Origin of the sequence: Sporosarcina koreensis (assembly GCF_000826145.2) — a bacterium.
GTDB classification, from domain to species: domain Bacteria; phylum Bacillota; class Bacilli; order Bacillales_A; family Planococcaceae; genus Sporosarcina; species Sporosarcina trichiuri.
In genome coordinates this window covers 358,915-385,315 of the sequence record NZ_LN651335.1, presented here as the reverse complement: position 1 = coordinate 385,315, position 26,401 = coordinate 358,915, and the positions used below count along the sequence as shown (strand labels likewise).

The following is a 26,401-nucleotide window of genomic DNA, read 5'->3' as shown; positions in this document are numbered from 1 at the left end:
ATGAGCACTTTTCCCGGTTTATGATCACTTTCCATGATTTATGATCACTGCCCCCGAGTCTATGAGCGATTCTCCCGATTTATGAGCGCAAACCCGCTTCCCTATCCTCCCCACGAAAAAATGCGCTGCCGCGGCAGCGCACCCCATTCAGGTACTGACTTGTTCGGTTTCTGCGCGGCTCGGGTGTCCCGACCACCAGACGCCGGCCGCGGACGCAAACCGTTCCATACCATTTAATGATCACTTCTCTTCGTTCCGGTCCGCCGGCTCTTCCGCGTGCAGCACGCTGTGCAGTTCATCCTCCACCGAGATGTCGGCGAGCTTGACGTTCGAGCGGTAGGCGGCGCGGATGATCAGGTGGCCGGCGACCGGCGCAGTCAGGAAGACGAAGACGATGCCGAGCAGCACGCGCACGCTGACGAAGTTGTCGCGGAACAGGAAGTACAGGAACACGCCGATCAGCGTCAGCAGCACGGACAGCGTCGAACTCTTCGTCGCTGCGTGCGACCGGGTGTAGACATCCGGCAGCCGGATGAGGCCGAACACGCTGATTACGCTGAAGATGCTGCCGAACAGGATCAGCAGGGCACCGACGAATTCACCGGTCTCGTTTCCGTTCAATGATGACCCCCCTCTCGATATATTTCGAAAAGGCGATCGTGCTGATGAACGACAGGATGCCGAGGATCAGGATCACTTCCAAGTACGCTTTCGTTCCGTACAGCACGGATACTACACCGATCAGCGCCAACAGGTTGACGCCGATCACATCCATGGCGATGACACGGTCGGGCATGGATGGGCCTAGGATCATGCGCAGCAGAGCGATTGCAATCGTGACGGCGAACAGGACGACGGATACAGCGAGCATTCCAGCAATCATCAGCGGGTCACCTCCATAATCGCTTTTTCGAAATTCCTGAGCTGCTTGATGAGCCCGTCACGTGATTCCTGGACGTCCATCGCATGGATGTAGAGGGCTTCACTGCCGGGCGTGACTTCCATCACGACCGAGCCCGGGGTGAGCGTCAGCAGCATGGAGAGCATCGTGATCTCCACGTCACTCCGGAGCACCGTTTCATATTTGAAGACGCCCGGTTCGATCTTCAGCCGGGGGCTCAGGATCTGCCGGAGCACGATGGCGCTCGACTGCACCAGTTCCGATATGAAGATGAACAGCAGCTTGACTGCCGCATACACACGGCGCAAATAGAAGCGCGTGCCGAAAAAGCGGTGCATGAAGAACAGGATGCCGATCCCGACGAGGAATCCGGCAGCAAATGTCGAAAGCCGCAGTTCGTCTTCATCGATCAGCAGCATCCACAGGAATGCGATGAACAGGTTGAGCAGCAGTTGCGCAGGCATATGACCCGCCCCCTTTCTATCAGTCTACCGGCCCGGCTGCGCATCGTTTCCCAGCACGGCTTCGACGTAACTGTCGGGATGCGTCAGCACAGCGGCCGCATCATTGACGAACGGCGCAAGCCAGTCCGCTCCGATGCCGATCGCGAACGTCAGGACGCCGAGGGCTGCGATCGGCAGCAGTGTCCGCTTTTTCAGCGGGACCTGTTCCTCTTCCCCGATGATCGATTCACCCATGAAACAGTTCAGGAAGATGCGCAGGAGCGAGTACAGCACGAACAGGCTCGACAGGAAAGCGAGCGCCAGCAGCAGGTAGAGCTCCGCGCCGATCAGCCCCTCTCCGAGCAGCACTTTGCCGATGAACCCGCTGAACGGCGGGATGCCCGTCAGTGACAGCATGGCGATGAAGAACAGCCAGCCGAGTTTCGGATAGTTGCGCAGCAGCCCGCTCATCTCCCCGATCCGCGTCCTGCCCGTCAGCGTGATCATCAGACCGCCCGCAAGGAACAGCATCGCCTTGACGACCATGTCGTGGAGCACATAGTAGATTGACCCCTGCAGCGCAGTTTCACTGCCCGCGGCAAGCCCGGTGAGGATGAACCCGACGGCAATGACAACATTATAGGAGATGATCTGCCGGATATCCCGCGATGACAGCGCACCGATGCTGCCGCCGATCAGCGTCAGGGCCGCCATACCGCCGATCAGAGGACCTGTGATTCCCGGCGCCTGATTGAAGACAAGCGTGAACAGCCGGATCATCGCATAGATCCCGACCTTCGTCAGCAGCGCACCGAACAGTGCAGCGATGGCTGCAGGCGGTGCGCCATAGGAACCTGGAAGCCAGAAGTAGAGCAGCAGGCCCGCCTTGAGGCTGAAGACGAGGAGGAAGATCAGGCCGATGACCGTCAGAATCGGATCCTGCCCGCTTTCAGCGGCCCGGACAGCGAGATGTGCCATGTTGAGCGTGCCGGCCGCCCCGTACAAATAAGCGATGGCGAGCAGGAAGAACCAGGACGCCAGGACATTGATCGTAATGTATGTAAACGCCTCGACCAGCTGCACTTTCCGGCCACCGAGCACAAGCAGCGCATATGAAGCCAGCAGCATCACTTCGAAACAGACGAACAGATTGAAGATATCCCCTGTCAGGAACGAACCGTTCACCCCGGCCAGCAGGAACAGCATGAGCGGGTATACATACATCTTCTCGAACGCTTCCCCGATCGTCGAGAAGGCGTACAGCAGGATCAGGCTCGTGACCGTGCCGGCTGCCGAGACGAGCAGCAGCGCGAACGAATCGCCGACGAACGAGATGCCGTACGGCGGGTCCCATCCGCCGAAATCGAGCCGCACGATGCCTTCCGTCCGGACGCGGAGCAGCAGGTGGCTCCCCACAGCGGCAGAACCGGCGGCAGCAAGGAAACTGAGCAGCCGCTGAACGGAAAGCGACTCCCTGAAAAATGTGAGGATGACCGCAGCCAGCAGCGGGATCAGCACAGGCAGTACAAGTTCGTTAGTCATCGAGACTCCTCCTTGCGCCGTCCAGATTGTCCGATCCAGTCTCCCGGTAGATACGGTAGGCGAGGACCAGAAGGAATGCAGTGACGGCAAAACTGATGACGATCGCCGTCAGGATGAGCGCCTGCGGCAGGGCATCCGCGTAGGCGGAGCCATCCTCCGAGACGAGCGGCGCCTCCCCCTTCTTCAGGCCGCCCATCGTCAGGAGCAGGAGATGGATGGCATGGGACAGGACGGCCGATCCAAGGATGATGCGCAGCAGATTCCGGGACAGCAGCAAATAGACCGCCACCATGACCAGGACACCTACCAGAACTGTCAGTAACGTTTCCATATCATTTCACATCCTCACTGATCGTCAGAAGAACCGTGACGACGACTCCGACCACTGTCAGGGCGACACCCGCTTCGAACAGCAGCACCATGGAAATCTCCGTCGCTCCGAAAATAGGAAGCAGGACCTCCCCCTTCCCCTGGGTCAGGAACGAATTGCCGAACAGCATGGGCACGGCGCTTCCGGCAACAGCCAGAAACACGCCGAGTCCTGCGATCTTCTTGAAATCGAACGGAATTCCCTGATGGACCGTTTCAATATCGTATGTCATATAGAGCAGCAGCAGGGCCGAGGCGAGTACAAGCCCGCCCGAGAATCCGCCGCCCGGGTCATGGTGTCCCGAGATGAACAGCTCCACACCGAATGTCAGGATGATGAACACGATGATTTTGGTCACCGTGCGCAGGATGACGTCGTTAATCTTCATGCGGGCCGTCCCCCTTCCGGCTCTTCAGTTTGATAAGCACATAGACACCGAGACCGCCGATGAACAGCACGACGATCTCAAGCATCGTATCGAACGCACGGAAGTCCCCGAGGATGGCATTCACAATATTGCCGCCCCCCCGCATCTCCTCCGTGTCTTCGAAAAACTTTGAAATGGGCGCCGCCAGCCGGTTCCCCTGCACCGCGAGAGCCGTGACGATCACGATAAGGCCTGTCATGACGGCAATCACCGCATTTCCCGCCTTCACTTTCCGTGACGTCCGTTCCTTCGTCCAGTCAGGCATGAAACGGAACGTCAGCAGGAACAGCACCGTCGTCACCGTCTCAACGACAATCTGTGTAAGCGCGAGATCCGGTGCACTCAGGACGACGAACAGGAATGCGACCGTGAAGCCGAGCACCCCATTCAGCAGGATGGCGATCAGTCTGGATCTGACAAACAGGATCGAGATCGCCGCCGCCATCATGACAGCGGTCAGCAAGTACTCGTTCACGTTGACGAGCGAATCATTCGACAGATCGAATGCCTGCCGCCAGATGAAGGCCAGCGCAACCAGCATCATGCCGATGAAGAACGAGAAGATATACAGAAAGTACCGGTGCAGATGCCCCGTCATGTACCGTTTCGTCAGATGATGCGAATGGCTTTCCAGCTGCACGAGCAGCAGTGAATACATGTTGTCGATCTTCCAGCTGAATGGCGGGACAGTATAAAGGACCCGCCACTTACGGAGGAACACATAGAGGAAGACGCCGGCCGTGATGATGCCGAGCGTCATCCAGAGCACCGGACTGAACCCGTGCCATGCCCGAATATGAGGCACCAGCTCCGGTATTCCGCTGTATGCCGGATAGATCGCGTCCATCGCCGGCCGGAGGATCCATTTACCAAGGATATTCGGGATGAAGAACAGCCCGAGGATCAGCAGTCCGAGGATGCCCGGAGCAGCGAGCATTCCCGGCTGCGGATCATGCGCGCCGCGGTCCACCCATGCGGGGGACTGCTGCTGCCGGCCGAAGAATGTCTGGAACACGATGATCAGGCAGTAGACGAACGTCAGGACACTCGCAAGCCATGCCACAACCGGCACCCAGACATGGATTCCAGGAAGAGACAGCTGCTGGACAGCAAGGCTGGCTTCGAGAAACATCTCTTTGCTGAGGAAGCCGTTGAACGGCGGCAGCCCTGCCATTGAGAAGCTGCCCGCCAGCGCAATCGTAAAGGTCACCGGCATGAAAACCGCAAGACCTCCGAGCCGGCGGATATCCCGCGTACCGAGCTCATGGTCGACGATTCCGATGATCATGAACAGGGCGCCTTTGAACGTGGAATGGTTGATGAGATGGAAAAGTCCAGCAAATGCTGCAGCTGCGAAGAGGCTGAGATCAGCTCCCGGTAAGTCCAACATTACGGCAGACCCCATCCCGAGCAGGCTCATGATCAATCCGAGCTGGCTCACGGTCGAATAGGCGAGCAGCGCTTTCAGGTCATACTGCCTCACCGCGTTGAACGAACCCCATAGAAGCGTCAGCAGACCTGTGAATGTCACCAGATAAAACCATAGCTCACTTCCGCCAAACAGCGGGATGAAGCGCGCCACCACATAGATGCCCGCCTTCACCATCGTCGCCGAATGCAGATATGCACTGACCGGCGTCGGTGCTTCCATCGCATCTGGAAGCCATATATGGAACGGGAATTGGGCGGACTTCGTAAAAGCGCCCAGCAGGACCAGCAGCATCGACGGTATGAACAGATCATGCGACGGCAGATCCCCCGCCATGCCGATCATCTCATGGATGCTGTATGTCCCCGTCATCGAATGCAGCATGAGGAACCCGACGAGCATCCCGATACCGCCTGTGACAGTGATCAGCATCGCCTTCTGCGCACCTTCACGCGACCGTCTGCGCTGATGCCAGAACGCGATCAGCAGGAATGACGAAACACTCGTCAGTTCCCAGAACACATAGAGGACCAGGATATTATCGGAGAACACGACGCCGAGCATCGATCCCATGAAGAGAAGCAGATACATATAGAACCGTCCGAGTGCCTCGCGCTCGGACAGGTAGTACGTCGAATAGATGACGACCAGTGTCCCCATACCGGTGATCAGCAGGCCGAAAATCATACTGAGCCCGTCGAGATGGGTGGTGAAATGGATGCCGGCGCTGGTCAGCCACCGGATCGTATGGTAGCCGGTCTCCCCTGCAGCCACATTCGGAATCTGCAGGCAGAGGATGATGAACAGAACGAGCGGGACAGGCAGCACGGCCCATCCGATTTTTCTGCTATGTACGTATGTATACAGTGAAGGGACAAATAAGGACGCTGCAAACGGCAGCAGGATGAGCAGCGGAATGATCAATACGTCGTACCCCCAATCGTGAAACAGAACACAAACAGGCCTGCAGGGAAATGCGGCAATTCAATTCACAGGTGAAAACATGCAGGAACAGAGCACAATGAACAGCGGAGATTCGCAAATCTGCGGAGAAATTGCCGGGACGGGTTGACGCGGCCGGGAAAGCCGGCGATAATGAGTCCGACATGAGCATAACGCAGCACCCCGGAACCGGATCCGCGGTTCGGGCATCGTCTGCATGCTGCTCGCTGTGTTTTTTCGTTTCATTTCAAATTATACACGACTGCGCCTGCCTTGGCACTCGAATGGGCTGCGTACGCTGACAACTGGGACAGCAATACGATTCATGGAGGGAACGACACGATGGGAAAAGTGAAAGGACGCATGGACGAGAGCATTCTTGTCTGCGTGTATTACGGACCGAACGGTGAACGTCTCATCCGGCGGGGCTCTCAGATGGCAAGCGCTCTGGACTGCCCGCTTTATATCCTGACCGTCGACCCACTTCCGCTGGATGAGATGGATGCTGAAAAATCAGCGTACGTCGACCGATGGCGTGAGCTGGCGGAAGAACTCGATGCCGATGAATTCATCATCCGGGATAACGAAAGCCGGCCGACCGCCAAAGTCATCAAACAAGTCGCACATGACCGCAATATCACCCAGATCATCATCGGCCAGACCGCCCAGAGCCGCTGGGAGGAGATCACGAAAGGGTCGTTCATGAACGTGCTTCTCCGCGAGATCACGTTCGTCGATTTCCACGTCGTCTCTGTCGCCCGCTCCATCAAGCATGACGTGGAAGGGATGTTCGAAAAAGGTCTTCGGGCTTATTTGACGGATGACGGCGAAGGATACCGCGTGACGTTCAACTATACAAAGAACGCACGGTTCGAGGGGATCTTCTTCAAGGAGACGGGAACCGATTTCAATAATGGGATCTTCAAATTCATGCACGACGGCAAGATGTGCCAGGTCCGGATTACGGATGACCGCGTGGAAAGGCCGTCGGAAGTGAGCTGTAAACTCGACGCTTGAGAAAGCACAGAAAAGGCCTGCCCGGAAAGTCATCCGACTTTCCGGGCAGGCCTTTTGTAAAGAGCTGTGCATTCATTCAGCCGGTTCACCGACGATTTTCACTTCCCGTTCCAAGTCGACACCGAACCGCTTTTTCACTTCCGCCTGCACCATTTCAATCGTGCGGATATAGTCCGTGGCGGTCGCATTGTTCTTGTTGATGATGAATCCTGCATGTTTAGTGGAGACTTCCGCGCCTCCGATGCCTTTGCCCTGGAGACCGCTGTCCTGGATCAGTTTGCCCGCAAAATAGCCCGGCGGCCGTTTGAACACACTGCCGGCCGATGGATATTCAAGCGGCTGTTTGGATTCACGCTGAAACGTCAGATCCGCAACCTTGGCGTCGATCGCCTCCTGGTCACCGGGCTCCAGCTCGAAATCGGATGACAGAACGAAATAGCCTTCATCCGCTATGATGCTTTTCCGGTAGCCGAGCTGCAGCTCCTCTTTTGACAGTACAAAGATGCGGCCGGTCCGGTCCATGAGGGTCGAGCGGACGATGATGTCGTTGATCTCCCCGCCGTAAGCTCCTGCGTTCATGGCCATCGCGCCACCGACGGATCCCGGGATACCGCAGGCAAATTCGAAACCGGTCAGCCCGGCTGCCGCTGCAGCACGGGAGACATCGATGATATGCGCACCTGCCCCCGCGTGTACATGCGTTCCGTCAATCGTGATCGTATCCAATCTCACGGGGTGCAGCACGATTCCGCGAACACCGCCGTCCCGGACGACCATATTCGATCCGTTCCCGAGCAGCAGTATCGGGATATCATTTTCATGTGCATAGCGGACGGCCGACTGCATTTCTTCTTCCGTTTCCGGAATGACCAGCAGATCGGCATGGCCGCCGAGCTGCGTCTTTGTATAAGCTGACAGGGGTTCATCCAGCAAAAGCTGCCCCTTTGTAATTTCCGATTGTAAGTCTGTCACCCATTGCTGCTTCGTCATTGCACCCAATCCTTTCAAAAGTTCAAGACACTTTATCAGTATGCTGTGAATCTCGTTTTTTGACAAGAGGTACGAGTATCCCCATTCCTCCATTCTATGCAGAAGCCCCGTTAAATTCCCCCGATTCGGGGAATACTGACAGTACTGCTTGCCGACTAACTGGGAGGGGACCCATTTGTTGAACTCACTTTGGCTGGAAACCGCCTATCCGCGCACCGAACTGCCTGCGCTGAAGGAAGATGTGACATGTGATGTATGTATCATCGGCGGCGGGCTCAGCGGCCTGACCGCAGCCTACTTGCTTGCGAAAACCGGCAAGCATGTCGTACTTCTCGAGAAGGACCGTATTCTGGAGGGAGCTTCCGGAAACAATACAGGAAAGCTGACAACCCAGCACGACATCATATACGCTGAACTTATCAAAAAACACGGAGCGGATGCTGCCCGTCTCTATTATAGGACGAATGACGAAGCGATCCGGTTCGCCGAGTCGATTGCGGCAGGCGATGAGCTGCGCACGAGCCAGTCTGTCCTCTACGCCAGCACGGCAGACGGACTCCAGCAGATCGAAAACGAGACAGCCGCCTACCAGGAGATCGGAATTCACGGTGACCGGAAACTGAACAGCGAGCTGCCGATCGATATCCTCGGCACACTGACGATCCATGATCAGGCACAGCTGCATCCAGTACGGTTCGGCCAGCACTTGTGCGAGCTGGCCATGAAGGAAGGTGCCGGCATCCATGAAAAGAGCGATGTCCGCTCGATGGATCTGAAGGACAAATCGCTGGAACTTGCATCTGGCGCTGTTGTCCGATTCAACGAACTCATCCTCTGTACACATTATCCGATCGAAGCCATCCGCGGATTGAACGTCCTGAAACTCGAAGTGAAGCGGTCCTATGTCGTATCGGCACCCGCAGACATGCCGCTGCAGAACCAGTATCTTTCAACCGATCAGAAAAAACGATCGATCCGGACGGCATTCATCGACGGGCGTCCCCATTTCATGCTTGGCGGGGAGGGCCATGTCGCCGGCAGCACAGGAGATACGGATGAGCGGTACAGCCGGCTGGCGCAGGAACTGCAGACCGTATATAACCTCGGCGGGCCCGCCCACCAGTGGTCTGCACAGGATCCCACCGCACCGCACTGTATTCCGTACGCGGGGCCGATCTCCGACTCCATGCCGTATGTCCACATTTGCACTGGCTTCCGGAAGTGGGGCATGTCGAACTCATTGGCTGCTGCGCGTATCATCACGGACGTCATCACAGGTACGAAAAATCCGGCAATCAGCTTATACGCACCTGACCGGACGGGGTTCGGGTCCCTGCTGTTTCAGGCGCTGAAGACAACCGGTTATGTCGCAAAGGAATTCACAACGGGGCATGTCCAGCGCACGGATACCCCAATCTGCACGCATATGGGCTGCAGAACGCGGTGGAACAAGGCGGATGAAACATGGGACTGCCCATGCCACGGGTCGCGTTTCCGGAAGGACGGAACTGTGCTCGAAGGACCCGCTGTCCGCCCGCTCGACCTGTCCGAATAACATCATGCAACCAGCAAAAAAGCTGCCCAGTGAGGGGATACCCGCTCACCGGACAGCTTCTTTCCATTGTTCACTTAAAGGCTTCCGTTAATACAGGGACAATCTGTTTTTTGCGTGACACGATCCCTTTCAGCACCGCCATATCATTCGCAGGGACTGTATGGAATGCCGACATGGCGGCGAATGCTTTCTCGCCGACCGCAATTGCGACGGAATCACTGTTAATGATATCCGTGATGACAAACAGGAATAGATCGAGTTTCTTCACAGATACTACATCTGTCAGCAGGGAGACGAGGTCATCTTTGCGGCCCAGCACATCATTCAGGTCGACTGCATTCACCTGTGCGATCTCCATCGTTACATCGCCGACTTCGAAGGTCTTCGCATCCAGTGTGATAAGTTCTTCCAGTGATTTGCTGCTGAGATCGGCGCCTGCCTTCAGCATGCTCATGCCGTACTCTTCTGCATGGACACCCGCTTTTTCCGCCAGCTCATCCGCCGCTTTCCTGTCCTGCTCCGTGAAGGTCGGTGATTTGAACAGCAGGGAATCCGAAATGATGGCGGACAGCATCAGGCCCGCGATGTTTTTCGGAATTTCAACGCCGTGCTCCTTGAACAGTTTGTTCAGGATCGTCGCCGTGCAGCCGACCGGTTCCGCCCGGTAATAGAGCGGATCGCTCGTCTGGAAGTTCGCGACGCGGTGGTGGTCGATCACTTCAATGACTTGGACATCATCGATATCGTCGGCACTCTGCTGTTTCTCGTTATGATCCACGAGGATGACCTGTGCTGCTTCATCAGAGACACGCTCTGTCAGACGCGGTGCTTTGAAGCTGAAGGTATCCAGCGCGTATTGTGTTTCCTCGGAGACCGCACCGAGTCTTACCGCCTCTGCGTCCATGCCGATCTGCTGTTTCAAATAGGCGTATGTGATCGCAGAAGCGATGGAATCCGTATCGGGATTTTTGTGGCCGAATACAAGCACTTTGTTCATAGTTCCATTCCTCCTAAGTACGTTTGCGTTTTGCAATCCTTTTCATCTTACCATCATGTCAGGGGTCCCGGAAACAGAAGCTGTTCAATCTCCTGCCGATTTTCGACAAAGTCGGCGATTGTGTAATCGTCCAGCACCCGTAAGTAGGCATGGAGCGCTTCCTGCAGCACCCCTTTCAGCCTGCAGGCAGGCGCGAGCACACACTGATTCGATTCCCTGTTGAAGCATTCCACAAGCTGGAAGTCGTCCTCCGTCTGCCGGACGACCATGCCGACATTGATCTGCTCCGGCGGCAGTTTCAGCCGGATGCCGCCGCCTCTGCCGCGGACCGTCTCGATGTATCCCGCTTTTCCGAGTTCATGCACCACTTTCGTCAGATGATTCTTCGATATATGAAAAGCCGCCGAGATCTCCTGGACCGTCGCCCGTTCCCCCACCGGCTTGGCACCAAGGTATATGAGCACACGGAGCGAATAATCCGTATAGAGCGTTAACCGCATTCTGTTCACCGTTCCTTTTTCGTTATTGAATTGTTGACCATTTTTTGAATGAAATGTGGCTAACCTTTGAACATTGCGTAAAGATGTATTTTCTATATAGCTTTTAAAATCCATGTGCGGTACGATGAATTCACCAACTACGAGAGGTCGTGTCCAATTATGTTATCCCAAGAGACAATCGATATCGTTAAATCTACTGTACCTGTTCTCGAACAGCATGGCAAAACAATTACAACTGTGTTCTACAAGAACATGTTCGAAGCCCACCCTGAACTTTTGAATATTTTCAACCACGTGAACCAGGAGCAGGGCCGTCAGCAGACAGCACTTGCGAATACTGTGCTCGCAGCAGCGAAATACATCGACAACCTGGAAGCGATCGTTCCGGCGGTCGTCCAGATCGCCAACAAACACGTGTCACTCGGAATCGTACCCGAGCAGTATCCGATTGTCGGGAAATACCTGCTCGGCGCCATCAAAGAAGTGCTCGGCGACGCAGCAACCCCTGAAATCCTCAACGCCTGGGAGCAAGCGTACGGCGTGATTGCGGATGCGTTCATCGGCGTGGAAGCAGGCATGTATGACCAGATGGAAGCGGAAGAAGGCGGCTGGAAGCTCTTCAAAGGCTTCGTCCTTTCCGACAAAATCAAAGAGAGTGAAGTCATCACTTCCTTCTATTTCAAGCCAGTGGACGGCGGCAAAGTCCCTCAGTATAAGCCTGGCCAATTCATCAGCATCAAACTCGACATTCCCGGTGAGAAAAATACATTGATCCGCCAGTACAGCCTGTCACAGGCTCCGAATGGGGAAACATTCCGTATTTCCGTCAAACGGGAAGCGGACAACAATCCGAACGGGAAAGCGTCCGTCTATCTCCATGATCACTTGGACGTGGGCGATACAGTTGAACTCAGCGCACCTGCAGGTGATTTCTATCTGGACATGGAAATGGATACACCGGTCACACTGATCAGCGGCGGTGTCGGTATCACGCCGATGATGGCGATGTTCGAGACCATCGCAAGCACTGCACCTGAACGTCCGGTCGCCTTCCTGCATTCCGCACGCACACGGAACCACCAGGCGTTCGACAAAGTGGTCCGCGAGATGAATGACTCCCTGTCTTCATCAAACTACGCAGCCCTCTACTCCGAAGAAGGCGACGGATTCATCAACCGTGAATTCCTGGAGAAGAATGTCCTGGATGGCAGTGACGTCTATGTCTGCGGACCGACTCCGTTCATGCAGGCAGTCATCAGCGAGTTGTATGCAATGGGGTTGGATGAAGAAAAAGTCCACTTCGAATTCTTCGGACCGAAAGTCCAGCTTGAACTGGCACATTCCTGATAATTGAAAAAGCCGCTGTCGCGCAAGAAACGCGACAGCGGTTTTTTTGTAAGGAATCAGTTGCTGCGTGCAGCCTTCTTCGGAAGACGGAACGAAGCGATCAGTAGCGTGAGCATGAGGAACAGCCCGATGTAGCCGATGAACGGATACAGAATATCGAGCAGTTTGGAGAAACCGACGAAACTGAGGCCGAACCCGACCACCAGGATAACTAGCACAAACCGGCGGAAACCGGCAGTGCCGCGCCGGACGAACCGGGCACCGAACGAATAGAACATACTGACAGCCGTATTGAAGATCATGCCGTACAGCACGACAGCCATAAGCACCGCCAAGATCGGCGAGATGTCATTGATGATGGCGAGCATCGGCAGGTCGGCATCTTTGACAATGTCGATTTTGGAGAAGATGGCCAGATGGCTCAGTAAAATCATGATGCCGAGCCCGAGTCCGCCGACGAGCCCTCCGAGTGCGGCCGCTTTTTCATCCTTCTCCGCACCGCCCATGACGAGTGACATGGCTGCACCGACAGCAATGTTGAATGATACGTAGTTGATGGCGGAAATCCACCAGTTCGGCAATGGTGTATCGATCGATGTCGCAACACCGTTCAGGCTCTCGAATGATCCGGTCATCGTCGTGAGACAGTAGACTGATACAACGATTACAGCAAGAATCAGAAAAGGCGTCACACTTCCGATGACCCCTACCACCCGGTCCACGTTCAGCAGGACCGTCAAGTAGACGAGCACGACCATCAGCAGACTTCCCGCAAACGGCGGAAGGCCGAATTGCTGATTCAGGTTGGACCCCGCTCCTGCAATCATGACGACGCCGACCGAGAACAGCGTGATGACGATGACCGCGTCCACGATGAGACCCAAGTATTTCCCGCTGATCCTGTAGACGGCTTCCTTGTGCGATATCGTCTGCATCCGGCTGCCAAGCCGTGTCAGCACCATCCCGAAATAGGCGAACAGCACGGTCGACAGGATGGCACCGATGATGCCGAGCATCCCGAAGCTTGTGAAATACTGGACGATCTCCTTACCGGAAGCAAAACCTGCTCCTACAATGATTCCGATGAATGCGCTTCCCATTTTCAAGACTTTCAAGCATCTTCCCCCCTGTTCAGCGTACGATCTGCAGATAGTGCCTTTTGGCTGTCCATCCGATCTCTGTTGGTGGTTCTCCAAACAGACCCGTAAATTTATGCTGCACCGGCACAAGCCGGATACCTGGTAAACATATGTACGGCAGCACGCATGCGCAGATTCTCTCAGCCGCATACCGGACCAGCAGCTAGCCATCTGCAGACGACGCCTCCTGACTTTTCAGTCTATTCACTTTATGTACACACTTCATTTAATCTACCACTCAAGGAATCTCTTTTCAACCGGAAGGACGGGCAGCTCCTGCCCAGATCAGGCATCACACAATGACAGAACAGAAAGAAAGACCACCCGGAGGCGGTCTCTGTCCGACCGCTCCAAGCAGTCTTGCTAGTTCTTCTGCTGACCGATCAGGCTTCCAGCAGTTTCAGTGCTTCGCGGTTGAATGCAGGAATATCGTCCGGCTGACGGCTCGTGACGAGCTGGTTGTGGCAGACGACGACCTCTTTGTCGTGGAACTTCGCTTTTGCATATTCCATATCGACCTGGATCGACTTGTAGCCTGTTGCATCCCGTCCTTCCAGCGCTTTGGCCGTAATCAGGAGCTGCGGACCGTGACAGATCGCAAACACCGGCTTGTCCGCATCCATGAATGCTTTGACGAACTTCACGAAACGGTCATCCGCCCGCAGCTGATCCGGTGAGAATCCGCCCGGGATGAACAGCGCATCGAATTCATCCGGTTTTACGTCGTCAATTCCTTTGTCGATTTTGACGGGCGTCTGTTTTTTCATGCCCTTCACTTCTTTGCCCGCTTCTTTTTCGATAGTGATCACATCATGACCTGCGTCCTTGAACGCTTTTGCAGGTTCTGTATACTCCGAGTCCTCGAACATGTCTGTCAGTACGGTTGCAATTTTAGCCATTTCTGATGAACACTCCTTCTTTTTCGATTTCGTTCTCCACTGATATGTTTTCCTCTAAATTCCTTCAGATAAACCTATGGGCGGTATTTCGATACGAAGGCATTGTCCTTCTCGAAAAACCGGTATGGATAATGGACGGCTTCGCCTGAGTTGGAAATACCCACCCTCGGGCCCGTCTCAATTTCACCTGCGGCGCATGCATCCGCTATGAACAGCGGCCGCTCCGCCCAGTGGTGTCCGTAGTAATCCATCGTGATGCCGAGCGCTTTCGTCAGCTTGCCAGGGCCGTTGGTCCAGTCTTTCATCGCCAGCTTCTCCCCCCGCCGTTCACGCATATACTCAAGTCCTTCAACCGGTTCCCCCGCACGGATCAGGACGGCATGCGGTGTGCCGACCGGACCGCAGACGACATTCATGAGCGTGTGTGTATGCATCCGGTACGTGTAGACGCTGCCCGGTTCGCCGAACATGACTTCCGTCCGCTTCGTCCTGCGGTTGCCGTAACTGTGCGCCGCCCTGTCTTCAGGTCCATGATAAGCTTCCGTTTCAACGATACGGGCGATGACCGGTCCGCCGGGCAGTTCATGGACGATCAGGTGCCCGATCAGCGATTCCGCCAATTCCAGAACCGGCTTTTGGAAGAATTCCTTATTCACTGGCCGATACATTGATTCGCCTCCTCTCCCTCCTCCTTATACAGCTTAGAAACAGGATTGCACCGTGTCAGCTGCGAGGTTTCTTACTAAGGTTTACCCAATTTCATTTTTCACAATCGTATTTTGCTCAGCCGGCAGCCGCACAGAAAAAAGGACCTCCCGGATGGAAGGCCGTTCTTATCAGGCCAAGCCTTGGCCTGCTGCAAATTCTTCGTATAACCCGTGGGTCTTCAGCAGCTCGGCATGCGTACCGATGCCGGTGACCTTCCCTTTCTCCAGGAAGATCAGCTGATCGGCGCCGATCACCGTGAAAAGCCTGTGGGCGATGATGAGCGTCGTCCTGCCTTCCATCAGCCGGAGCAGCGCTTCCTGGACATGCGTCTCCGAGCCGCTGTCCAGATTCGACGTCGCTTCGTCCAGCAGCAGAATCGACGGATCATGCAGCAAAGCCCGGGCGATTGCAATCCGCTGCCGCTGACCGCCTGACAGTTTCATACCGCGCTCCCCGACCAGCGTCTCAAAACCCTCCTCCATCTCTTCGATGAACCCGAGTGCGTTCGCAGCGGCGGCTGCTTTGCGGATTTCAGGAAGTGGCGGCCGTTCCGCAAGTCCGTATGCAATATTGTCGAGGATCGTTCCGCTGAGCAGCGGACTCTCCTGCGAGACATAGCCGATTCTGCTGCGCCAGTCGGCAAGACTGATGTCTGCGATCGGGCGTTCTCCGAGACGGATCTCGCCGCCAGTCGGCTGGTAGAACCGTTCGATGAGGGAAAACAAGGTCGTCTTCCCGCCGCCGCTCGGCCCGACAAATGCGGTGACGGTTCCCGGGGCTGCCTGGAATGTGATCGCATCCAGCACGGGTTTTCCGGCTTCATAGCCGAACGACACGCTGTCGAATGCAAGAACAGCCTCCGGTGCACCCGTTACGCCTTCTGGACGCTCACTGTCCATGCGCAGCAGCTGCTGGATCCGCTCCGTTGCACCGACCGCTTTCTGGAATACGGTGAAAATCTGGGCCATCTGCGCAAACGGGACGATGATCTGGAACATCAGGAAGATGATCGCGACGAGCGTACCAGCTGACAGCGCGCCGGACGCCACCTGCGCACCGCCATAGCCGAGGATCGCCACCAGGATCCCCATCATGATCAGTGTCATGACCGGGGAGATGACCGCCTGTATTTTCGCTTCCCTGAGGCCGTACCCGAACAGGGAACGGACAGCCGCAGACCCTTTCTCCTGTTCATCCGGTTCCGCCCGGTATGCCTTCACCAGCCGGATGTCACCGAGCACACGGCCGAGATGACCGGAGAACTTCGCCATTTCAGCCTGCGTCGCCTTTGCAATCTTGTGCATGATCCGTCCGAGCGGCAATATGATCGCCATGCTGACCGGGATACTGATCAGCATGATCAGCGTCATCCGCCAGTCAAGGTAGAGCAGGATCGCAACGGCTCCTGCAATGGATATGAGACCTGTGATCAGGGAGACGAGATGATCGGAGACGAGCTGCTTCAGGATTGTCGTGTCCTGTGTGATCCGGCTCATCGTCTCACCTGTCTCCGTATCGTCGTAATAAGACACGGGCAGGCGCAGCACTTTCCCCCATAGTTTCGTCCGCAGGTCCGCAACGATCGTTTCGCCGATGTAGGCGAGCATGTAATACGAGAGTCCGCCTAACAGCGCCTGGACGATGAATACCACAAACAGGAAGACGGCACTTTTCCAATTGAACAGATCACCGCCTGTCAGCGAGTCGACCAGCTGTTTCGTCACGAGCGGGATTGCGAGACTCGCGATTGTTGAGAACAGGGACAGTACAAGCGCTGCGGCCGTGACGCCTTTCGGCCAATTCAGCTGCTTCAGCAGATCGGCGAATTCTGTTAGAGTCCCCTTTGTATTCATCCGTTCCTTTTTCGCTTCCAGTTCATTCACCATCCGGTTCTCCGCCTTTCACTTCCTCTGTCCCATTCAAAATACGGCCGATCTCCAGCCAATCCGCCTCCATGGCCGGACGATGGGAAGGGCGGTAGAAAACAGAAGCCGGATGGAAGGTCGGAATGATCCGGTAAGCCTCCTCCGTCCAGTCCAGCTGCTTGTCTGCCAGGTCCCGCAGGAAGCGTACCTGCTGCTCGATCGGTTTCCCATGCATCTCCGTAACTTTCGCATGCGGTCCGATCAGCCGCTGCAGTCCTACATTGCCAAGCGTCACGATGAGTTCCGGCTGAAGGTTCGCGATTTCATAGTCGAGGACCGGTGCATGGGCAAGCAGTTCCTGCCGGGTCGGCGGCCGGTTGTACTTCCGTTCTGTCAGCGTGCCGTCCCTCTCTTTGCGATGTCCGTATTTGTACGGCCGGCTCCGGACGGCACTCGTGATATAGACATCTTCCCGGCTGAGCCCTATGGATGCCAGTGACTTCATCAGCTCCTTACCGGCTCTTCCTGAGAACGGTATCCCCCCTATGGCTTCCGTTTCCCCCGGCGCTTCACCGATCAGCATCAGTTTCGGCCTGTGAGGGCCTTCTCCATATACAAAACCTTCCACAGGAAATCCTTCAATCCGCTTTCGTCCCAGTTCAGCAACAAACTCCGGAATCCGGAACGGCTGTTTTCCATCCATACTCCTGCACCTCGTTTCCCTTTACATGTTTCCGTCAGTTCCCTTCTGTACGTCCATCGCCCCGGAAAGTTCCATTTCACTCAGTCCAGTATTTCCGGCAGCGCACCGGTAATCCGGATACGATGCGGCTCCAGGAAGACCGCATGATCCAGTGCACCCTGCCCGCCCAGATAGAACGCTGTCCCGGGATACCGTCCGGCAATCGCCTCAAGCTTATCGAACAGTTCAGGATCTCTGTCGAACGGGACACTTGTCACCGCTGAAAGGAACATTTTCTCCGGGCGCAGCCGCCTGACGAGGAACTCGATGGATGACAGCTTCGGTGACGGTCCCGCAGCAATCGTCCGCCAGCCTCCCATCATCGCCTGCAGCAGAATGATCTGCAGAGGAATTTCATGCAGCTCGTTCGGAAGGCAGCAGCCTAGTATTTTCGGCGCGTCCGCGGGCAAATCGAAATTCCTGCGGATCTGCACGAGGAAATCCCGGATGACCAGGCTGGTGATCGACTCCTGGCTTTCATCCCATTCGCCCGACTCCCAGTTTTCACCGATCTTCACCAGGAGCGGCTGGATGGTGGTCGTCAGGAACGCTTCCAGACCATACCGATGGTGCGCTTGTTTCAGAAGCAGCATGATTCCGGCCTCATCATACGCCGCCCCTTTTTCCAGCAGAGCCTGTGCGTAGTCATCAAGCGGCAGCGACACGGACGCCTCGGCTGAATATCGTCGTCTGTGCAGCTGGACGGCCTCTTTGACACCGTGCCCCTGATCGCGGAGTTTCCGGATATGCATGAGTACATTTACATCTTCTTTCGAATAAAGACGATAGCCGTTCTGATGGCGTTCCGGACTGATGATGCTATACCTGTCCTCCCACTTCCGGATGACTTGGCGCGACAGTCCGGTCAGCCGTGACACGTCGCTTATGAGGAGTTTAGGTTCTCTGTCAGTTTTCAAGCGGTGTTTCCCCTTTCCTGCAGACTCTCAATCACGGGTCCGTCCTGCTTCCTCACGAACATTGTACAAACATCCGCTATGTATAATGTTTGAACTTCAGTATAATGGGAAAAAACCTACTAATTAGTAAGAGTGAACTGTGCATTACTCTGTATAATGTTAACACAAAAGATTGTACAGGAAAAAGAAATAAGCAATTGCCTAGAATTGGGGAGATGACTGATGAGGAAGAGTGTGAAAGTGATCGGTGCGGGGGTGGCCGGTCTCGCTAGCGCATGCCGGCTGCAGCATGCAGGATACGATGTAACATTATACGAGAAGGAATCTTTACCCGGCGGCAAGATGCACCGGATTCGGCAGGACGGCTACCAATTCGATCTCGGCCCGACCATTGTCATGATGCCCGAACTGTACAGGGAAGTATTTCAGGTGTGCGGCGTCGACCCGGATGACTATATCCCGATGCAGCGGCTCGACCCGATGTACAGTGTCTTTTTCGGGGACCGCGCCGAGGACCATTATGAAATCAGCTCGGACCTGATCGAACTGACAAAGACATTGGAAACGTTCGGCGATAAGGACGCACAGGGATTCTTCGAGTACCTGCAGGTCATCTACAAACGGTTCCTGGTCGCCAAGGAGCACTTCCTGCAGAAACCTTTCCGGAAACCATCCGACTTCTATAATCCATCCATGATCCGGCAGGGACTGAAGCTGAAGACGTTCGATAATGCGGATGCGTTCATCAGCAAATATATCAAAAGCGAGCGCCTGAAGCAGATGATCAGTTTCCAGACGCTCTATATCGGTGTCTCCCCCTACAGCGGGCCGTCCCTGTATACGATGATTCCGATGATCGAGTTCCTCTATGGTGTGTGGTTCATCAAAGGCGGCATGTATACGATGGCCCAGTCACTGGAGAGGCTGTTCAAAGAACTCGGCGGAACGGTCCATTACAATTCATCGGTTGATGAAATCCTCATCGAGGACGGCATGGCAACGGGTATCCGGATCGGCACGGACGTGATCCCTTCGGACTTTGTCATGTGCAACGCCGACTTTCCATACGCCATGAAGAACCTGGTGAAGGAGCCAAAAGCGAAAGGGAAATACACGGATGAAAAAATCGACAGTATGGACTATTCGTGTTCCTGCTTCCTGATGTACCTCGGCATGGATCGGAAATACGACGACGTGAAAAATGCCCATAACTTCATCTTCAACGAGGAGCTGGAACGCAATTTGAATGACATCTTCACTGGAAAACGCCTCGAGAAGGCTTCGTTCTATGTCTACATCGGCTCTAAGCTTGATGACAGCCTGGCGCCGGAAGGGAAAGATGGTCTCTACATCCTTGTCCCGGTGTCCGACAAATCATGCTGTGAGTATAAGTGGGATGACGGGACGATCCGCCACTACAGGGAGTATGTACTGGAAGCTCTTGAAAAAGTACCGGGTTTTGAAGGTGTACGGGACGATATCGTTTCCGAATCCTATATGACGCCGGATGATTTCGAACAGCGTTTCAATGCGTATCACGGTGCTACATTCGGCCTGCAGCCGACTCTTGCGCAGAGTAACCATATGCGTCCGCAAAGCAAGGCGACCCATTGCGAGAACCTTTATTTCACCGGAAGCAGCACACACCCTGGTGCAGGTGTCCCGATCGTCCTGCTGTCCGCCCGGATCGCCACGGAAGAATTATTGCATGATGACAGAGGGATTCTGTTCCATACACGATGAAAGGGGGAAACAGCAATGACCCGTACAGTCTCCTTACAAGAGGACTTCCGTTATTGCGAGCAGGTCATCAAACGGCATTCCAAAAGTTTCTATTATGCCTTCTCACGGCTGCCCGATAGAAAGGCACAGGCTGTCTTCGCCATCTATGCATTCTGCAGATCCGCAGATGACAGTGTAGATGAAAATACAGGCAGTGCCGCCCAGCTGGCCGCACTCGATCAGCTGGCGTCTGAACTGGACCGGTTTTCCCGGCGCCAGGAGCCGGACCATCCGCTTTGGCGTGCTCTGCGGCATGTGTTCGATACGTATGATATGGACTTGGGCCCCTTCTATGATCAGCTGAAAGGGCAGCGGATGGATATTTCATTTACAGCACCGAGAACAATGGAGGACGTGGAGGCATACAGCTATTATGTAGCCGGATCGGTCGGCAGGATGCTGCTGCCGATCATTGCATCTGGGGCCTCCGCTGATTGCACGCCAGCCGCTGTCAATCTTGGAATCGCCATGCAGCTGACCAATATTCTCCGTGATGTCGGAGAAGACTACCGTGACAAAGGGAGGGTCTATCTCCCCGAGGAGGAAATGGCGAAAGCCGGCTATACACTCGAACAGCTTGCGGAAGAGCGGATTACCGACCGTTTCATAACAGTATGGGAAACACTCGCAGTCCGTTCCGAGATGTTATATGATCAGTTTTTGCAATATATCGGCGAGTTCGACAAAGACAGCCAGTTTGCGGTACTTGCCTCTGCACAGGTGTACCGGAGAATCCTGACAAGCGTGCGGCATAATAAGTATGACTGCTTTGCAAAGCGCAACTTTGTCACCCGGCGCGAAATGGTCAGGATTTTGGCTGAGTCGATCGGATGAGAGATCTTCCAGGGAAGCAAGGTAAAGAAAGGGAGGCAAACCCTGACCAGACGGTTGCTGTCCTGCGCTGCAGGCTGTACAAGATTGGAAAGGATGAGCGGCCATGCCTGTAGTCGACCTGCCGATCGGCTGGATCATCGTCTTGGACGCCGCGGCATGGGCTTTTTTCCATTTAGCCATCTCATTCGCCGCCGTCCGTATACCGGATACCTGGCTGGTCCGGCGATCCTCTTTTTTCCGTCCCCGCGCTTTTGAGCGGAATGGTGCGCTTTGGGGGCAGCTGGTCAGAGTGAAGCATTGGAAGCATCTGATCCCCGACGGGACGATGTTCATCCGGAACGGGTACAGCAAACAGCGGCTCCACGGGACAGACCGGGGTTCCCTGGAACAGTTCGCTGTGGAATCCAGGAGAGCCGAGCTCACACATTGGCTGTCCATCCTGCCGGCTGCCCTGTTCTTCCTATGGAATCCGATTTGGGCCGCCTGGCTGAATGTCGCCTACGCGCTGGTGTTCAACCTGCCGATCATTATCGCACAGCGATATAACCGGCCGCGGCTCGAACAGCTGATCGCCCGGAAAAAGAGCAGACCGGTTTCGGGCTGACGACAGCCGATCCCTTTCGGCGCTGGCTGACTCCAAGAGGATAAAACAGAAAAGACGCTGCAAGTACGCTGCAGCGTCTTTTTTCCAATCATTCCAATTCCATCTGACTCGTTTCCGTTCCGAGAAATACAACTGCGAGCACCCCGATCAGGATGGCCCCGCAGAAAATACCGAAAATCACGCCGAACCCATATCCCGCCGTCAACAGGGAGCCGACGAGCAACGGGCCGAAAATCCCGCCGATCCGGCCGATGCCGGCGGCCATACCTGCTCCTGTACCGCGTATGGCCGTCGGATACTGCTCCGGTGAATAGGCGTACAACGCTCCCCATGCGCCGAGGTTGAAGAAGGACAGCAGCGCTCCAAACAGCATCAGCATCGCAAGCGAATCGGCACTTCCAAATGCAAGCGCACTGGCTGCGGTCCCGATCAGGTAAACAGACAGGACGAACTTCCGTCCTGCCCGCTCGATGAGCCAGGCCGCGGAGAAATACCCCGGGAGCTGGGCAAGGGTCATGATCAGGACGTAGCCGAACGTTTTGATCATCGCGAACCCTTTCAGCACCATCACACTCGGCAGCCAGAGGAACATGCCGTAGTACGAAAAGACAACCATGAACCAGACGACCCACAGCATCAGCGTCCGCTTACGGTACGGTTTCGCCCATAAAGCAGCCGTTTTCTGCAGGAATGACTGCTGCCGAACCCCTTCTTCTTGGAACTTAGGTGAATCCGGCAGGTTCCGGCGCAAGTATAGTGCGTAAAATGCAGGCAGGGCAGTGATGATCAGTGCAGTCCGCCAGCCGAAGGACGGGATCACGAAGTAGGCGATCAATGCCGCGATGAGCCATCCGGCAGCCCAGAAACTTTCCAGCAGCACAACTATGCGCCCCCGCTCTTTCGCCTCCACGCTTTCCGAGACTAGTGTGGAGGCGACAGGAAGTTCCCCGCCAAGCCCTGCGCCTACGAAGAAGCGGAGAATCAGGAACGCCGTGAGTGTCGTCGTCAGCGCGGACAGGCCGCTGGCCAATGAGAACAACAGCAACGTCACCATAAAAACTTGCTTTCTTCCGATGCGGTCCGCGAGCATGCCGAACAGGATTGCCCCAACCATCATTCCGAGAGAGTTGACACTCCCGACCCAGCCGATAGCCGACGGGGATAAGTTCCATTCCACCGCTATGGCCGCTACGACGAAGGACAGGATTCCGACATCCATTGCGTCGAACATCCAGCCTGTCCCTGATATGACGAGCAGTTTGTTCCGTGATACTGGTTTTGCATTCTGTTTCTTGTTTGATGAATGAGCGATCGTATGCGCCATCAGTTTCCCCTCCATGTCTAAACGTCTGTCATGACACTTGTCATTATACAGTCTACCAACAGGACGGTAAAGAACAATTTCACTTCATACTCAGCGGATCCGCAGTACTCCGTCTTCCATCTTCGCTGTAATACCGAGCTGCAGTTCCGTCACCCGGTACGACTGCTCGCCGACGTACAGGATAGTTTCCGGATGGGCGATGCCGATGACAATCGACCCGTGCGCGTTCGTGCGGATGACTGTCGGGACACCTCTCTTCGAACCGCACTCCCGGATCGACACGGACCGCTCACCTGTCAGTTCGCCTCCCCGGCAGACCCCGTCGGATATGATATCCGTTTTTGCATGGACTTCACATTGGGCCAGCCCCTGCCCGGTGATCCGGATTGCCCCTGAGCAGCACAGCATACTGTTTACAGCGTACGACAGCGTCAGTTCCGCAGCCTGGCAGACCGGATCGGGCTGGAACATTTCATATAGCCGCTCCGCCGACTCGATGAGCGCCAGGAACTCGTTACCTTCCTTTACGCCAGCATGCATGGTATTGATGAAAAAGTTATACAAGGTCGTTTGGAGATCGCCCCATTCCTCACTTGCGTTATCGGACTTCAGCGTCAGGAAGGACTGCAGCCGATCCCGGAACAACAGGTACCGGTCACCGAGCAGCACTCTGAGAATCTTTTTCAGCTCCCCGCCGTTTATAGCAGCCGCACTCGACTGACGCAGCACTGCAGCCGCTTTCGTCAAGTCCCCCATCGTGCCAAGCATTGGCAAAATCGATCGGAGCGATTCCGCATACACCCTGTCGTCCGTCATCTGCTGTCCCGCCGCTATTCTGGAAGACGACACATGCCCGCCGATATGGACGGCTTTTTCAGCTTTCACTTCAGCTTTCCGGACGTCTCTGCCGATTTCGATCCTGCCGGCAGCCTCGACAACGCACCCCTGGCTGACACTCCCTCTCACAGCAACATCCCCATCGAACCGGACATTGCCGCTCGCAAGGTCCACTTCCTGCATTGTCAATGTGTCGGCGATATCGATAGAAATACTGCCGTTTTCCCTATCGATCAGCAGTTTGCCTGCACAGGCCGCGAAAATGTGACTGCCTGTCCGCGTGACATTCCTGCCCAATCGGATGTTTGCCGCTTTGCCATCTTCAGCCGGTATGATATTCCCGAACACATCCATTCCCGGCTGTCCCGGGATAGGAGGCAATACAGCAGCCACCAATTGGCCTTCCTCGACAAGCTGCACAACCGGCTTTTCCCGATAATCCACTTTATCGTATTCCGTAAGCGATTTGCCGTCCATATCGATCTGGATTTCAACATCCCCGTCCAGTCCTGGTTTCGGAAAGATACCGCGTGCGATGATCGCCTCATAGGGCACGTCCGTCTCACAAGATTCCCAGAGGACCCGCTTATCCAGCACCGCCGTAATGCCGAGCTGGTCGCAGGCATCCCGGATCATCTGCTGGGACAAATCATTCACAGTCTCCTGGAATTCATCTGCCTCCGCCTTCAAATGACGGGTGAAAGGTGCATCTTTCACGCTTCGTGTCAGTTTCCTGCCCGGTATGACACTCAAGCTTGCGAGCGCACCGTGCTCACGGATGGTGATCGACAGCTGAGCTCGGGTCAGTTCGTCGATTGTCCGGATATATACGGCATCCCGCTCAGATACAGGTGCTGTGCCTTCTGTTTTTTGCCCGTTCACAATTACTTGTACACCTTGTCCCGCCTCTATGGACAGCTGTCCTCCGCTATCTCCGGAGCGGACCTCCACTCTGCCGGAAATGATCCGGATACCTGTGGAGGGCGGTTCACCGTTCCATTCCAATGCATCCGGCATTTTGTACTGCACGGGCGTGACGACGACCTCGGCAAAACGCAGCGCACCGGGTGATGTACCCGTATCCGCTGTCCGGCTGACATGGATCCGGACATCCTGAAGCTCGAGCCCGAGTATTTCCAGAGCTGCTTCCACCGCCTCCTCGACTGTCTTCCCCCGCACTGTAACCGCTTTTCCCATGAGTCACCCTGCCCCCTCTCGTTCAAGTTGAGCTTAGTGTAGCACAGCCGATTTTTTTCGGGCAGACACAAAAGACCGATTCCATGGGAAGGAATCGGTCTTTTGCCGTTCTTATAGTCCTGCTTCGACTTCTTTGATCATTTCTTTCATGGACTTCAGACCGCCGCCTGACAAGTACCAATACTCCCCGTCCAAGTAGACGATCTTGTCGTTCGTGAATGCGTTCGTTTTCTTCACGAGGTCATTCTCGATTGTGTTCTTCGCATTTGCGCCTTTACCGATGGCAGCATCGCGGTCGATGACGAACAGGACATCCGGATTGGTTTCCAGAATGTACTCGAATGTGATGTTCTGACCGTGTGTCGACGCTTCGATTCCTTCGTCAGCCGCTTTGAAACCGAACACGTCATGGATGATACCGAAACGGGAGCTTGGTCCGTATGCACTGACTTTTCCTTCAGTCGCAAGGGTGATCAGTGCTTTGCTGTCGGATTCAGCTGTCTTCGACTGGATGTCGGCGATCTGCTGATCGACGTCCGCCAATTCCTTTTCCATTTCGTCTTTCTTATCGAACACTTGGGCGATGACGTCCATGTTATGCTTGAATGAATCCATGTAGTTCGTGTAGTCGATTCCCACGTAGATCGTCGGCGCGATTTCGCTGAAGTCATCATACAGATCCGCCTGGCGTCCGGAAATGAAGATCACGTCCGGCTTCATAGCGTGCAATGCTTCGAAATCAGGCTCTTTCAGGCTGCCGAGGTTCGTGTAATCCGAACCGGCATATTTTTCAAGATACGCAGGCATTGTCGCTTGCGGCACGCCTGCCACTTCGATTCCCAGTTCATCCAGCGTATCCAGCACACCGAAGTCGAAGACCGCTACTGTTTCCGGTGTCCCTTCCAATGTCGCTTCGCCAAGTTCATGCTTGAAAGTCATTTCTTCTGTCTTCGTCTCTTCACTGCTCGCTGTTTCATCATCTGCTCCTGCGTTCGATGCTTCCGGCTTTTGCTCGTCTTTTTCAGAACCGCATGCAGCAAGGACAAGCATTAATGCAAACGCCAGCAGGAATACGGGAATTTTTTTCATTTTC

25 protein-coding genes are annotated in these 26,401 nt (G+C 55.2%); 6 read left to right on the top strand and 19 right to left on the bottom strand.

The annotated features are described in order from the left end of the window. Positions 1-240 precede the first annotated feature (240 nt). The 7 genes from BN1190_RS03430 to BN1190_RS03400 are packed head-to-tail and all read right to left on the bottom strand — an operon-like array spanning position 241 to position 6,036. Positions 241-621, bottom strand: coding sequence for a Na+/H+ antiporter subunit G (locus BN1190_RS03430; protein WP_040285592.1), 381 nt, complete (start codon positions 619-621; stop codon positions 241-243). Then, on the bottom strand, positions 599-883 hold the full coding sequence (locus BN1190_RS03425; protein ID WP_040285591.1) for a Na(+)/H(+) antiporter subunit F1: 285 nt from the start codon (positions 881-883) through the stop codon (positions 599-601). The genes BN1190_RS03430 and BN1190_RS03425 overlap by 23 nt, the downstream gene beginning before the upstream one ends. Further along, on the bottom strand, positions 883-1,365 hold the full coding sequence (locus BN1190_RS03420; RefSeq protein WP_040285590.1) for a Na+/H+ antiporter subunit E: 483 nt from the start codon (positions 1,363-1,365) through the stop codon (positions 883-885). The genes BN1190_RS03425 and BN1190_RS03420 overlap by 1 nt, the downstream gene beginning before the upstream one ends. A 24-nt stretch (positions 1,366-1,389) precedes the next feature. Further along, entirely contained in the window at positions 1,390-2,886 is a 1,497-nt protein-coding gene (locus BN1190_RS03415) for a Na+/H+ antiporter subunit D (RefSeq protein ID WP_040285589.1), read from the bottom strand. Next, positions 2,879-3,217 carry a Na(+)/H(+) antiporter subunit C gene (locus tag BN1190_RS03410; protein ID WP_040285588.1) on the bottom strand — a complete coding sequence of 113 codons (339 nt, stop codon included), beginning with the start codon at positions 3,215-3,217 and terminating at the stop codon, positions 2,879-2,881. Before BN1190_RS03410 ends, BN1190_RS03415 begins: the two co-directional genes overlap by 8 nt. A gap of 1 nt (position 3,218) precedes the next feature. After that, entirely contained in the window at positions 3,219-3,644 is a 426-nt protein-coding gene (locus BN1190_RS03405; RefSeq protein WP_040285587.1) for a Na(+)/H(+) antiporter subunit B, read from the bottom strand. Then, entirely contained in the window at positions 3,634-6,036 is a 2,403-nt protein-coding gene (locus BN1190_RS03400) for a Na+/H+ antiporter subunit A (protein ID WP_040285586.1), read from the bottom strand. The genes BN1190_RS03405 and BN1190_RS03400 overlap by 11 nt, the downstream gene beginning before the upstream one ends. A 360-nt stretch (positions 6,037-6,396) precedes the next feature. Between BN1190_RS03400 and BN1190_RS03395 the strand changes: the two genes are divergently transcribed. After that, positions 6,397-7,071, top strand: a complete 675-nt coding sequence (locus BN1190_RS03395) for a universal stress protein (RefSeq protein ID WP_040285585.1) — start codon at positions 6,397-6,399, stop codon at positions 7,069-7,071. Positions 7,072-7,143: 72 nt separating this feature from the next. Here the strand turns inward: BN1190_RS03395 and murB are convergent, their stop codons facing one another. After that, complete coding sequence (murB, locus tag BN1190_RS03390) at positions 7,144-8,061, bottom strand: UDP-N-acetylmuramate dehydrogenase (RefSeq protein WP_040285584.1); 918 nt, start codon at positions 8,059-8,061, stop codon at positions 7,144-7,146. A 175-nt stretch (positions 8,062-8,236) separates the two neighbouring features. Between murB and BN1190_RS03385 the strand changes: the two genes are divergently transcribed. Beyond that, positions 8,237-9,616 carry an FAD-dependent oxidoreductase gene (locus tag BN1190_RS03385; protein ID WP_040285583.1) on the top strand — a complete coding sequence of 460 codons (1,380 nt, stop codon included), beginning with the start codon at positions 8,237-8,239 and terminating at the stop codon, positions 9,614-9,616. A 70-nt stretch (positions 9,617-9,686) separates the two neighbouring features. Here BN1190_RS03385 and BN1190_RS03380 read toward each other — a convergent pair whose 3' ends face one another. Next, complete coding sequence (locus BN1190_RS03380) at positions 9,687-10,613, bottom strand: manganese-dependent inorganic pyrophosphatase (RefSeq protein ID WP_040285582.1); 927 nt, start codon at positions 10,611-10,613, stop codon at positions 9,687-9,689. Between the two features lie 53 nt (positions 10,614-10,666). Continuing rightward, complete coding sequence (locus BN1190_RS03375; RefSeq protein WP_040285581.1) at positions 10,667-11,113, bottom strand: RrF2 family transcriptional regulator; 447 nt, start codon at positions 11,111-11,113, stop codon at positions 10,667-10,669. A gap of 159 nt (positions 11,114-11,272) precedes the next feature. Between BN1190_RS03375 and hmpA the strand changes: the two genes are divergently transcribed. After that, a complete protein-coding gene (hmpA, locus tag BN1190_RS03370; protein ID WP_040285580.1) occupies positions 11,273-12,460 on the top strand; it encodes an NO-inducible flavohemoprotein in 1,188 nt (395 codons plus the stop codon). A 56-nt stretch (positions 12,461-12,516) separates the two neighbouring features. Here hmpA and BN1190_RS03365 read toward each other — a convergent pair whose 3' ends face one another. The 6 genes from BN1190_RS03365 to BN1190_RS03340 form a co-directional block, all read right to left on the bottom strand. Further along, on the bottom strand, positions 12,517-13,560 hold the full coding sequence (locus BN1190_RS03365; RefSeq protein WP_040285686.1) for a YkvI family membrane protein: 1,044 nt from the start codon (positions 13,558-13,560) through the stop codon (positions 12,517-12,519). A gap of 422 nt (positions 13,561-13,982) precedes the next feature. After that, positions 13,983-14,498 carry a type 1 glutamine amidotransferase domain-containing protein gene (locus BN1190_RS03360; RefSeq protein ID WP_040285579.1) on the bottom strand — a complete coding sequence of 172 codons (516 nt, stop codon included), beginning with the start codon at positions 14,496-14,498 and terminating at the stop codon, positions 13,983-13,985. Positions 14,499-14,572: 74 nt separating this feature from the next. After that, entirely contained in the window at positions 14,573-15,166 is a 594-nt protein-coding gene (locus BN1190_RS03355) for a DNA-3-methyladenine glycosylase (protein ID WP_040285578.1), read from the bottom strand. 168 nt (positions 15,167-15,334) lie between these two features. Continuing rightward, positions 15,335-17,092: an ABC transporter ATP-binding protein gene (locus BN1190_RS03350; protein ID WP_276327482.1), complete on the bottom strand. Its 1,758-nt coding sequence runs from the start codon at positions 17,090-17,092 to the stop codon at positions 15,335-15,337. Next, positions 17,082-17,774: a uracil-DNA glycosylase gene (locus BN1190_RS03345; RefSeq protein ID WP_052461667.1), complete on the bottom strand. Its 693-nt coding sequence runs from the start codon at positions 17,772-17,774 to the stop codon at positions 17,082-17,084. The genes BN1190_RS03350 and BN1190_RS03345 overlap by 11 nt, the downstream gene beginning before the upstream one ends. An 80-nt stretch (positions 17,775-17,854) precedes the next feature. Beyond that, positions 17,855-18,730, bottom strand: coding sequence for a MerR family transcriptional regulator (locus BN1190_RS03340; RefSeq protein WP_052461666.1), 876 nt, complete (start codon positions 18,728-18,730; stop codon positions 17,855-17,857). A gap of 222 nt (positions 18,731-18,952) precedes the next feature. Here BN1190_RS03340 and BN1190_RS03335 point away from each other — a divergent pair, with 222 nt between their 5' ends. From BN1190_RS03335 to BN1190_RS03325, 3 genes are all read left to right on the top strand, one after another. Beyond that, positions 18,953-20,473, top strand: a complete 1,521-nt coding sequence (locus BN1190_RS03335) for a phytoene desaturase family protein (protein ID WP_040285577.1) — start codon at positions 18,953-18,955, stop codon at positions 20,471-20,473. A 15-nt stretch (positions 20,474-20,488) separates the two neighbouring features. Further along, entirely contained in the window at positions 20,489-21,346 is an 858-nt protein-coding gene (locus tag BN1190_RS03330; protein ID WP_040285576.1) for a phytoene/squalene synthase family protein, read from the top strand. Positions 21,347-21,449: 103 nt separating this feature from the next. Next, positions 21,450-21,950 (top strand): hypothetical protein, encoded by a 501-nt coding sequence (locus BN1190_RS03325; protein ID WP_040285575.1) that lies wholly within the window; start codon positions 21,450-21,452, stop codon positions 21,948-21,950. A gap of 88 nt (positions 21,951-22,038) precedes the next feature. Here BN1190_RS03325 and BN1190_RS03320 read toward each other — a convergent pair whose 3' ends face one another. The 3 genes from BN1190_RS03320 to BN1190_RS03310 all read right to left on the bottom strand — a co-directional run bounded on the left by BN1190_RS03320 (position 22,039) and on the right by BN1190_RS03310 (position 26,397). Then, positions 22,039-23,274, bottom strand: a complete 1,236-nt coding sequence (locus tag BN1190_RS03320; RefSeq protein WP_040285574.1) for an MFS transporter — start codon at positions 23,272-23,274, stop codon at positions 22,039-22,041. A 90-nt stretch (positions 23,275-23,364) separates the two neighbouring features. Continuing rightward, entirely contained in the window at positions 23,365-25,308 is a 1,944-nt protein-coding gene (locus BN1190_RS03315; RefSeq protein ID WP_040285573.1) for a FapA family protein, read from the bottom strand. Between the two features lie 111 nt (positions 25,309-25,419). Further along, positions 25,420-26,397, bottom strand: a complete 978-nt coding sequence (locus BN1190_RS03310; protein ID WP_040285682.1) for a siderophore ABC transporter substrate-binding protein — start codon at positions 26,395-26,397, stop codon at positions 25,420-25,422. Between the last annotated feature and the right edge of the window lie 4 nt (positions 26,398-26,401).

What these genes read in the sequence shown, in the direction of transcription:
- BN1190_RS03360 (WP_040285579.1), bottom strand. Translation starts at nt 14,498, where the DNA reads ATGGCTAAAATTGCAACCGTACTGACAGACATGTTCGAGGACTCGGAG.
- BN1190_RS03375 (WP_040285581.1), bottom strand. Translation starts at nt 11,113, where the DNA reads ATGCGGTTAACGCTCTATACGGATTATTCGCTCCGTGTGCTCATATAC.
- murB (WP_040285584.1), bottom strand. Translation starts at nt 8,061, where the DNA reads ATGACGAAGCAGCAATGGGTGACAGACTTACAATCGGAAATTACAAAG.
- BN1190_RS03425 (WP_040285591.1), bottom strand. Translation starts at nt 883, where the DNA reads ATGATTGCTGGAATGCTCGCTGTATCCGTCGTCCTGTTCGCCGTCACG.
- BN1190_RS03395 (WP_040285585.1), top strand. Translation starts at nt 6,397, where the DNA reads ATGGGAAAAGTGAAAGGACGCATGGACGAGAGCATTCTTGTCTGCGTG.
- BN1190_RS03365 (WP_040285686.1), bottom strand. Translation starts at nt 13,560, where the DNA reads ATGGGAAGCGCATTCATCGGAATCATTGTAGGAGCAGGTTTTGCTTCC.
- BN1190_RS03310 (WP_040285682.1), bottom strand. Translation starts at nt 26,397, where the DNA reads ATGAAAAAAATTCCCGTATTCCTGCTGGCGTTTGCATTAATGCTTGTC.
- BN1190_RS03410 (WP_040285588.1), bottom strand. Translation starts at nt 3,217, where the DNA reads ATGGAAACGTTACTGACAGTTCTGGTAGGTGTCCTGGTCATGGTGGCG.
- BN1190_RS03415 (WP_040285589.1), bottom strand. Translation starts at nt 2,886, where the DNA reads ATGACTAACGAACTTGTACTGCCTGTGCTGATCCCGCTGCTGGCTGCG.
- BN1190_RS03315 (WP_040285573.1), bottom strand. Translation starts at nt 25,308, where the DNA reads ATGGGAAAAGCGGTTACAGTGCGGGGGAAGACAGTCGAGGAGGCGGTG.
- BN1190_RS03325 (WP_040285575.1), top strand. Translation starts at nt 21,450, where the DNA reads ATGCCTGTAGTCGACCTGCCGATCGGCTGGATCATCGTCTTGGACGCC.
- BN1190_RS03355 (WP_040285578.1), bottom strand. Translation starts at nt 15,166, where the DNA reads ATGTATCGGCCAGTGAATAAGGAATTCTTCCAAAAGCCGGTTCTGGAA.
- BN1190_RS03380 (WP_040285582.1), bottom strand. Translation starts at nt 10,613, where the DNA reads ATGAACAAAGTGCTTGTATTCGGCCACAAAAATCCCGATACGGATTCC.
- BN1190_RS03330 (WP_040285576.1), top strand. Translation starts at nt 20,489, where the DNA reads ATGACCCGTACAGTCTCCTTACAAGAGGACTTCCGTTATTGCGAGCAG.
- BN1190_RS03320 (WP_040285574.1), bottom strand. Translation starts at nt 23,274, where the DNA reads ATGGCGCATACGATCGCTCATTCATCAAACAAGAAACAGAATGCAAAA.
- hmpA (WP_040285580.1), top strand. Translation starts at nt 11,273, where the DNA reads ATGTTATCCCAAGAGACAATCGATATCGTTAAATCTACTGTACCTGTT.
- BN1190_RS03345 (WP_052461667.1), bottom strand. Translation starts at nt 17,774, where the DNA reads ATGGATGGAAAACAGCCGTTCCGGATTCCGGAGTTTGTTGCTGAACTG.
- BN1190_RS03420 (WP_040285590.1), bottom strand. Translation starts at nt 1,365, where the DNA reads ATGCCTGCGCAACTGCTGCTCAACCTGTTCATCGCATTCCTGTGGATG.
- BN1190_RS03405 (WP_040285587.1), bottom strand. Translation starts at nt 3,644, where the DNA reads ATGAAGATTAACGACGTCATCCTGCGCACGGTGACCAAAATCATCGTG.
- BN1190_RS03335 (WP_040285577.1), top strand. Translation starts at nt 18,953, where the DNA reads ATGAGGAAGAGTGTGAAAGTGATCGGTGCGGGGGTGGCCGGTCTCGCT.
- BN1190_RS03350 (WP_276327482.1), bottom strand. Translation starts at nt 17,092, where the DNA reads ATGGTGAATGAACTGGAAGCGAAAAAGGAACGGATGAATACAAAGGGG.